Origin of the sequence: Curtobacterium sp. A7_M15 (assembly GCF_030705415.1) — a bacterium.
In the GTDB taxonomy this organism is placed as follows: Bacteria; Actinomycetota; Actinomycetes; order Actinomycetales; family Microbacteriaceae; genus Curtobacterium.
Genome location: NZ_JAUZED010000157.1, coordinates 1 through 6,262 on the forward strand (window position 1 = coordinate 1; position 6,262 = coordinate 6,262).

The following is a 6,262-nucleotide window of genomic DNA, read 5'->3' on the forward strand; positions in this document are numbered from 1 at the left end:
CGGCGCCCGCGGCGCAGCCGGGCGTTCGCACAAGCGAAGCCCGCCCGAGCCACGTGATCGCGTGGTTCGGACGGGCTTCGGTCGTGCGGGAGCGGCTAGAGCTTCGTCGAGCCGCCGATACCGGGACCCTCGGGAGCCGTCGACGGTGCCACGTGCGCACCGCCGCCGGGGTTCGGGGCGACACCGTTCTGCGAGCGGAGCAGGTCGCGGATCTCGAGCAGCACCTCGACGTCGGTCGGCGGGACGTCCTGCGGCGTCTGCTCCTCGTCGTTCTTGACCCGCTCGAACGCGACCTTCTTGAGGTGGTTCACGGGGAGCACGAGGGCGAAGTACACGACCGCCGCCACGATCACGAAGTTGAGCGCCGCACCGATGATCGCACCGAACATCAGCTTCGCGTCACCGCCGGACACGGTCGGGATGTGCACGATGAGCGCCTCGTCGAGGCTCGACGCGTTGAAGACGGCGCCGATGAGCGGGTTGATCAGCGCATTGACGATTGCGGTCACGATGGCGGTGAACGCGGCACCGATGACGACCGCGACGGCCAGGTCGATGACGTTGCCGCGGAGCAGGAACTCCTTGAAGCCCTTCACGCGGGCCTCCTTCCGGGTCGAGGACGGCCGCCGGTCGGCGACGCGCCCAACCTACCGAGGAGGACGGGCGCGCGTCAGGAAGCGGCGGGCGCGGCGGGCTTCGACTCGGCCTTGGCAGGCGTCGAGGCCGCAGAGCTCGACGACGCGGACGAGCTCGACGACCCGGACGAGCTCGACGATTCCGACGACGACGAGTCCTTCGGCGCTGCCCGGGAGTCCGTGCGGTAGAAGCCGCCCCCGTTGAACGTCACCCCGACCGGCGAGAAGACCTTGCGCAGCACGCCGCCGCACGCCGGGCACTCGGTGAGCGTGGCGTCGGAGAACGACTGCTTGATGTCGAAGGCGTTGCCGCACTCCGTGCAGCGGTACGAGTAGGTGGGCACCCTAGCTCCGGAAGGTGATGATGCGCGACGGCGTGATGATGCCGTCGACGGGTTCGTCGTGGGTCTCGCGCGGGACCTCGTCGAGGTACTCCGCGTCGAAGATCACAGCATAGACGGGCGGGCGGTTCGCCATCGACCCGAGCGTCTTGTCGTAGTAGCCGCGGCCCCAGCCCATCCGGACGCCGTCGTGGCCGACCGCAGCGGCGGGGGCGAGGATGGCGTCGACGTGGTTGATCGCGAGCGGGGAGAGCACCTCGCCGACGACCTCCGGCATGCCCGCCAGCCCCTCGGCCTCGGACGTGCCGTCGCCGACCGCCCAGTCGAGCAGGCCGTCCTCACGCGTGATCGGCAGGAGCACCCGGATGCCGCGCTCGAACGCCCAGTTCAGGAACGGGCGGACGTTCGGCTCCTCCGGCGAGGAGAGGTAGAGCGCGATCGACTCGACCTGACGCTCCTCGGCGAAGCGCTGGAGGGTCGCGGTGAGCGCCGCGGTGTCGGTCTCACGTTCGGTCGTGGTCCGGGTGCGCCGCCGCTGCCGGAGCTCGGCTCGCAGGGCGCGCTTCTCGTTCCCGAGATCGGCGATCATGCCGAGGAGTCTACCGACGGCCCTCTTGCGGCTTCCCGCCGCCGAACGCGAGAAGCCGTGTCCTCCGTAGCGACGACATGCCCCGTCCAGGGGTCATCCGATACCGTCCAGGCATGGGCTTCCAGATTTCGAAAGCCGTGATCCCCGCCGCAGGCCTGGGCACGCGCTTCCTCCCCGCCACCAAGGCGATGCCGAAGGAGATGCTCCCCGTCGTCGACAAGCCGGCCATCCAGTACGTGGTGGAAGAGGCCGTCGGCGCAGGGCTCACCGACGTGCTGATGATCACGGGCCGCAACAAGAACGCGCTCGAGAACCACTTCGACCACGTGTCCGAGCTCGAGGAGACCCTCAAGAAGAAGGGCGACCACGAGAAGCTGCAGAAGGTGAACCAGTCCACGGACCTCGCCGACATGCACTACGTCCGCCAGGGTGACCCGCTGGGCCTCGGCCACGCCGTCCTCCGCGCCAAGATGCACGTCGGCCGCGAGCCGTTCGCCGTCCTCCTCGGCGACGACATCATCGACGCCCGCGACCCGCTGCTCAAGCGCATGATCGAGGTCCAGGGCGAGAAGAACGCGACCGTCGTCGCGCTGCTCGAGGTCCCGGAGTCGCAGACCCACCTCTACGGCATCGCCACGGTCGAGGAGACCGACACCGACGACGTCGTGAAGATCACCGGCCTCGTCGAGAAGCCCCCGCAGGGCGAGGCGCCCTCGAACCTGGCCATCATCGGTCGCTACGTCATCCGTCCCGAGGTGTTCGACGTCCTCGAGAAGCAGGAGCCGGGCAAGGGCGGCGAGATCCAGCTGACCGACGCGCTCATGAAGATGGCGAACGCCGAGGAATGGACCGGCGGCGTGTACGGCGTCGTGTTCCGTGGACGCCGGTACGACACCGGTGACAAACTCGACTACATCAAGGCGATCGTCCAGCTCGCCTCGGACCGCGAAGACCTCGGCCCCGATCTCAAGTCGTGGCTCAAGGAGTTCAACGCGGGCGAATAGACACCCGTCGCCGAACGGGTCCGGGGAACACCCCCGGGCCCGTTCGACGCTCCCGGAGGAACCAGCGCGATGACGACGATCCCGACCCTGTCCCACGGGCGGGTCACCATCCGGCCCCTCCGGCTCCGTGACACCCGCGACCTCGACGTCGCGCTCGCGTCGAACCGCTCGTGGCTCCGCACGTGGGAGGCCACGAACCCCTCCGGTCACGTCTCCACCGACGTCCGGGGCAGCATCCGCGCGCTCCAGGCCAACGCCCGCGCGGGTCTCGGACTCCCGTTCGCGATGGAGCTCGACGGCCGCTTCGTCGGCCAGCTCAACGTCTCCGGCATCACGTACGGCTCCCTCGCCAGCGCGTCGATCGGCTACTGGGTGGTCGAGGACGCGGCCGGCCACAACGTGACACCGATCGCCGTCGCGATGGCGGTCGATCACTGCTTCCGCGTCGTCGGCATCCACCGCATCGAGATCTGCATCCGTCCCGAGAACGCCCCGTCGCTGCGGGTGGTCGAGAAGCTCGGCTTCCGCTACGAGGGGCTCCGCCGCCGGTACATCCACATCAACGGCGACTGGCGGGACCACTTCTGCTTCGCCCTCGTCGCGGAGGAGGTCCGCGAGGGCGTCCTCGAACGCTGGGTCCGCGGCCAGGTCCCGCCCGGCGTCGGCTCGGTCCCGCTCGCGGCTCGCGACGAGGCCGCGATGCCGCTGCACACCACGCCCCGCGTCTGACGCCCGGGTCCGGTCCGTCCGACGGCTGCGGGGCGACCCAGGAGGCGCGGCTCGCCCCCGACGATTTCGTCACGACACGCGCAACACGCGTCCGGCAATCACCGGACGGGGGAACGCCCGCCCCTACCGTGTCCCCATGGCAGGTATCGGCTCCTGGGGCGGCGGCATCGTCCTGCTCATCGCGGCCGTGCTCTGGCTCGTCTACCTCATGCCGTCCTGGGCGGCCCGTCGCCAGTACCTCGCCACCGAGCGGAACGCGATCCGGTTGCAGCAGACCCTCCGCATCCTCGCGCAGACCGCCGAGCTGCCGGACGAGGTCCGCGTCGAGATGAACGCGAAGTCCCTCGCCGAGGCACAGCGCGTCGCGAAGTCGGAAGAGGCGAAGCGCACCGCGATCGTCCGCGCCCACGAGGCCGCACGGCAGCGCGAGATCACCCGTCGACTCGCCGAGCAGGCACCCGTGCTCGAGCGGGCCTCGGCGGTCCCCGCACTCACCGCGATGCGCATGCGTCGGTCCCGACTCGGCGCGACCCTGCTCGGCACGCTCGGCCTCGTCGTCGCCGTCGTGGTGTTCGTCGTGGCCCCCGCCGCCTGGCTCGTCGGTGTCGCCGGCCTCGTCGCCGCGGGTGGGGCCGCAGCGGTCCTCGCCCAGCTGCACCAGGTCGCGAAGGCGCGGAAGGCGCGGACCGCGGCGGTCGTGCCGGAGTCGAGCCGCGCCTCCAGGCCCGCACCGGAGTGGACGGACCCGGCGCCGCCGCTGTCCACCGAGCAGCCCACCCAGCCGGCGCGCGACCGGAGCTGGACGCCGAGCAGCGTGCCGAAGCCGCTGTACGTGGAACGGCCGACGATCCCGGCGGCCTCGCCGGAGTCCTCGGCCGAGCTCGCCGCGCGGCTGAAGGAGCGGGTCGCCGCGGCGAAGGCGGAGGCCGAGGCCGAAGCAGCCGCGATCCGTGCGGCGGAGGCCGACCCGTCGCTCGCACGGGTGTCGCCGATGCGCCCGGACGTCGAGGAGGCGGTCGCGTCGCTGTCCGCGCACGACCAGGGGCGGCTCGCCGAGCGGCTGGGCTTGCGCGCACCGGCAGCGGCGGGTTCGCCCGCTGCGCAGGCCGCTCCTGCTCCGGAGGCCGCTGCTCCCGCTGCTCCGCCGGCAGCGCCGAGCAAGTGGGCCGGCATGGGCGTCCTGGGCGACGACGCGTACGAGCAGGCGGACCTCGACGCGATCATGCGTCGCCGCCGCGCCGTCTGATCGCTCGATTTCGGATCGGGCCGAGGCTGGTGCTAGTGTGGACGCGTTCTCGGGGCTATGGCGCAGTTGGTAGCGCGTCTCGTTCGCAATGAGAAGGTCAGGGGTTCGAATCCCCTTAGCTCCACTCCGAGACAGAAGGCCACCCGATCGGGTGGCCTTCGTCGTTCCGGGGGTGCGTCCGGGTCAGCCGGGGACGCTCTCCGTCAGGATCCCGGCCTGGGCGAGCTCGCTGTGGATGGCGTTCGCGGCCTGCTCGAAGGCACGGTTGCCGCGTGAGATCCCGAGCGCGCCGCCCTTGAGCGCCGACTTCCCGGCGCCGCGCAGGAGCCGCGCGACCGTCCGACCGTCCGAAGTGACCATGATCTGCACGTCGAGGCGGGTGTGGAACGTCCGGTCGTTCGCCAGGCCGCCGATGAGCAGGGTGAGGCCCATGCTGCCCCTGGTCGCGCGGAGGGCGCCCTGCTCACCGTCCTCGACGGTGTAGCCCTCGCGGACGAGTGCGCCGCGCACGAGTGCTCGGACGTGGTCGGGGGCGGCTGCGACGAAGAAGTCGTGGCTCTCGGGCATGTGTGTCCTGATCCTCTCGAGGGTGGTTCCTGCCAGAGATCATGCCGTGTCGTCGCCTACCCTGGGAAGCACCATGACTGCTTCCATGACGCGCCGCTCCCTGCTGTCCCTCGCCGGCGTGACCGGCATCGGGCTCGCCGTCGCCGCGTGCTCATCGGGGGACGGTGGTGCGGGGAAGGACAAGGGCAGCGGCTCCGACGGCGGGACGGGCTCCGGCTCGTCGACGCCCACCGCGAAGCCGGTCGCGAAGTCGCTCACCCCGGCGCAGGTCCCGCTCGCCGGGGGTGTGACGATCACCGTCGCCGGCTCCGGTCTGGCCGGGGTCAAGGGTGTCACGGTCGGTGGGATCGCCGCGCGCGACGTCACGGCCACCGCGACGAAGGTGACCTTCACGGCTCCGCACCAGGCGATGTACTCCGCGGGGTCGGCGGACGTCGCGCTCTTCACGACCGCGATCGAGCCGTCGCCGTCCGCCAACCAGTCCTCGGACGGCAACGGCAGCGCCGCGAACGACGGCCAGACCGGGGCGACGCAGGACTCTGCGACGGCCACGCCCACGCCGACCACCGCGCCCGTCCCGGCGGCGTCCGAGGCCGTCGCGACGAGCACCCTCGCCTACGCCGCGTTGACGGACGTCGACCGGCAGCTCGAGTACGCGATGGCGCACTGGAAGGACTACAACCTCGCCGAGTACGGCACCATGAACCCGATCGGCGGCGACTGCGCGAACTACGTGTCCCAGACCCTGATCGCCCGCGGGTGGCAGCAGCGCGACGACTGGTACAACCGTGATGCCGGGGCGGCACACTCGGCGACGTGGACCTACTGCCCGACGATGGACCCGTGGCTGACCGCGAACGCCGCGGAGTTCGGGCTCACCCGTCGGTCCCTCGACGAACGCGACAAGGTCAAGGTCGGCGACATCGTCTTCTACGACTGGAACGACAACGACTCGCCGGACCACACCACGATCGTGTCCGAGGTGTTCACCGAGCCGGACGGCACGGTCCGCATCAAGTCGGCGAGCCACAACCAGGACGGGCCGTACCGCGACCTCGACGAGATGATCACGGTGCAGCACCCGGGCGGGACCGCCTGGTTCCACACGTTCGACGCGTAGCCGCCGGCGCCCGTGCGCGGGCGGCGGGCCC

The 6,262-nt window shown here is 71.0% G+C and carries 8 protein-coding genes and 1 tRNA gene; 5 read left to right on the forward strand and 4 right to left on the reverse strand.

Annotated elements, in window-relative coordinates; genetic code table 11:
- Nucleotides 1-95: 95 nt before the first annotated feature.
- The 3 genes from mscL to Q7F20_RS17405 all read right to left on the reverse strand — a co-directional run bounded on the left by mscL (nucleotide 96) and on the right by Q7F20_RS17405 (nucleotide 1,565).
- The gene (mscL, locus tag Q7F20_RS17395) at nucleotides 96-596 is read right to left on the reverse strand and encodes a large conductance mechanosensitive channel protein MscL (RefSeq protein WP_305741324.1); all 501 of its coding nucleotides are present in this window, start codon (nucleotides 594-596) and stop codon (nucleotides 96-98) included.
- Between the two features lie 74 nt (nucleotides 597-670).
- On the reverse strand, nucleotides 671-979 hold the full coding sequence (locus tag Q7F20_RS17400; RefSeq protein ID WP_305741325.1) for an FmdB family zinc ribbon protein: 309 nt from the start codon (nucleotides 977-979) through the stop codon (nucleotides 671-673).
- Nucleotide 980: 1 nt separating this feature from the next.
- Nucleotides 981-1,565 carry a 5-formyltetrahydrofolate cyclo-ligase gene (locus tag Q7F20_RS17405; protein ID WP_305741326.1) on the reverse strand — a complete coding sequence of 195 codons (585 nt, stop codon included), beginning with the start codon at nucleotides 1,563-1,565 and terminating at the stop codon, nucleotides 981-983.
- 113 nt (nucleotides 1,566-1,678) lie between these two features.
- Here Q7F20_RS17405 and galU point away from each other — a divergent pair, with 113 nt between their 5' ends.
- From galU to Q7F20_RS17425, 4 genes are all read left to right on the forward strand, one after another.
- The gene (gene galU / locus Q7F20_RS17410) at nucleotides 1,679-2,569 is read left to right on the forward strand and encodes a UTP--glucose-1-phosphate uridylyltransferase GalU (protein ID WP_022907539.1); all 891 of its coding nucleotides are present in this window, start codon (nucleotides 1,679-1,681) and stop codon (nucleotides 2,567-2,569) included.
- Between the two features lie 69 nt (nucleotides 2,570-2,638).
- Nucleotides 2,639-3,298 carry a GNAT family N-acetyltransferase gene (locus tag Q7F20_RS17415; protein WP_070417871.1) on the forward strand — a complete coding sequence of 220 codons (660 nt, stop codon included), beginning with the start codon at nucleotides 2,639-2,641 and terminating at the stop codon, nucleotides 3,296-3,298.
- A gap of 136 nt (nucleotides 3,299-3,434) precedes the next feature.
- Nucleotides 3,435-4,544 (forward strand): hypothetical protein, encoded by a 1,110-nt coding sequence (locus Q7F20_RS17420; protein WP_305741327.1) that lies wholly within the window; start codon nucleotides 3,435-3,437, stop codon nucleotides 4,542-4,544.
- Between the two features lie 51 nt (nucleotides 4,545-4,595).
- Nucleotides 4,596-4,668: transfer RNA gene (locus Q7F20_RS17425), tRNA-Ala, on the forward strand.
- Between the two features lie 59 nt (nucleotides 4,669-4,727).
- On the opposite strand, the gene Q7F20_RS17430 is transcribed toward Q7F20_RS17425, so the two are convergent.
- Nucleotides 4,728-5,111 carry a hypothetical protein gene (locus Q7F20_RS17430; RefSeq protein WP_305741328.1) on the reverse strand — a complete coding sequence of 128 codons (384 nt, stop codon included), beginning with the start codon at nucleotides 5,109-5,111 and terminating at the stop codon, nucleotides 4,728-4,730.
- Nucleotides 5,112-5,184: 73 nt separating this feature from the next.
- Here Q7F20_RS17430 and Q7F20_RS17435 point away from each other — a divergent pair, with 73 nt between their 5' ends.
- Nucleotides 5,185-6,231 (forward strand): amidase domain-containing protein, encoded by a 1,047-nt coding sequence (locus Q7F20_RS17435; protein ID WP_305741329.1) that lies wholly within the window; start codon nucleotides 5,185-5,187, stop codon nucleotides 6,229-6,231.
- The last annotated feature ends 31 nt before the right edge of the window (nucleotides 6,232-6,262 follow it).

Excerpts from the sequence above, each read along its gene's own strand:
- Q7F20_RS17430 (WP_305741328.1), bottom strand. The coding sequence starts at position 5,111 with ATGCCCGAGAGCCACGACTTCTTCGTCGCAGCCGCCCCCGACCACGTC.
- Q7F20_RS17405 (WP_305741326.1), bottom strand. The coding sequence starts at position 1,565 with ATGATCGCCGATCTCGGGAACGAGAAGCGCGCCCTGCGAGCCGAGCTC.
- Q7F20_RS17435 (WP_305741329.1), top strand. The coding sequence starts at position 5,185 with ATGACTGCTTCCATGACGCGCCGCTCCCTGCTGTCCCTCGCCGGCGTG.
- Q7F20_RS17415 (WP_070417871.1), top strand. The coding sequence starts at position 2,639 with ATGACGACGATCCCGACCCTGTCCCACGGGCGGGTCACCATCCGGCCC.
- Q7F20_RS17420 (WP_305741327.1), top strand. The coding sequence starts at position 3,435 with ATGGCAGGTATCGGCTCCTGGGGCGGCGGCATCGTCCTGCTCATCGCG.
- galU (WP_022907539.1), top strand. The coding sequence starts at position 1,679 with ATGGGCTTCCAGATTTCGAAAGCCGTGATCCCCGCCGCAGGCCTGGGC.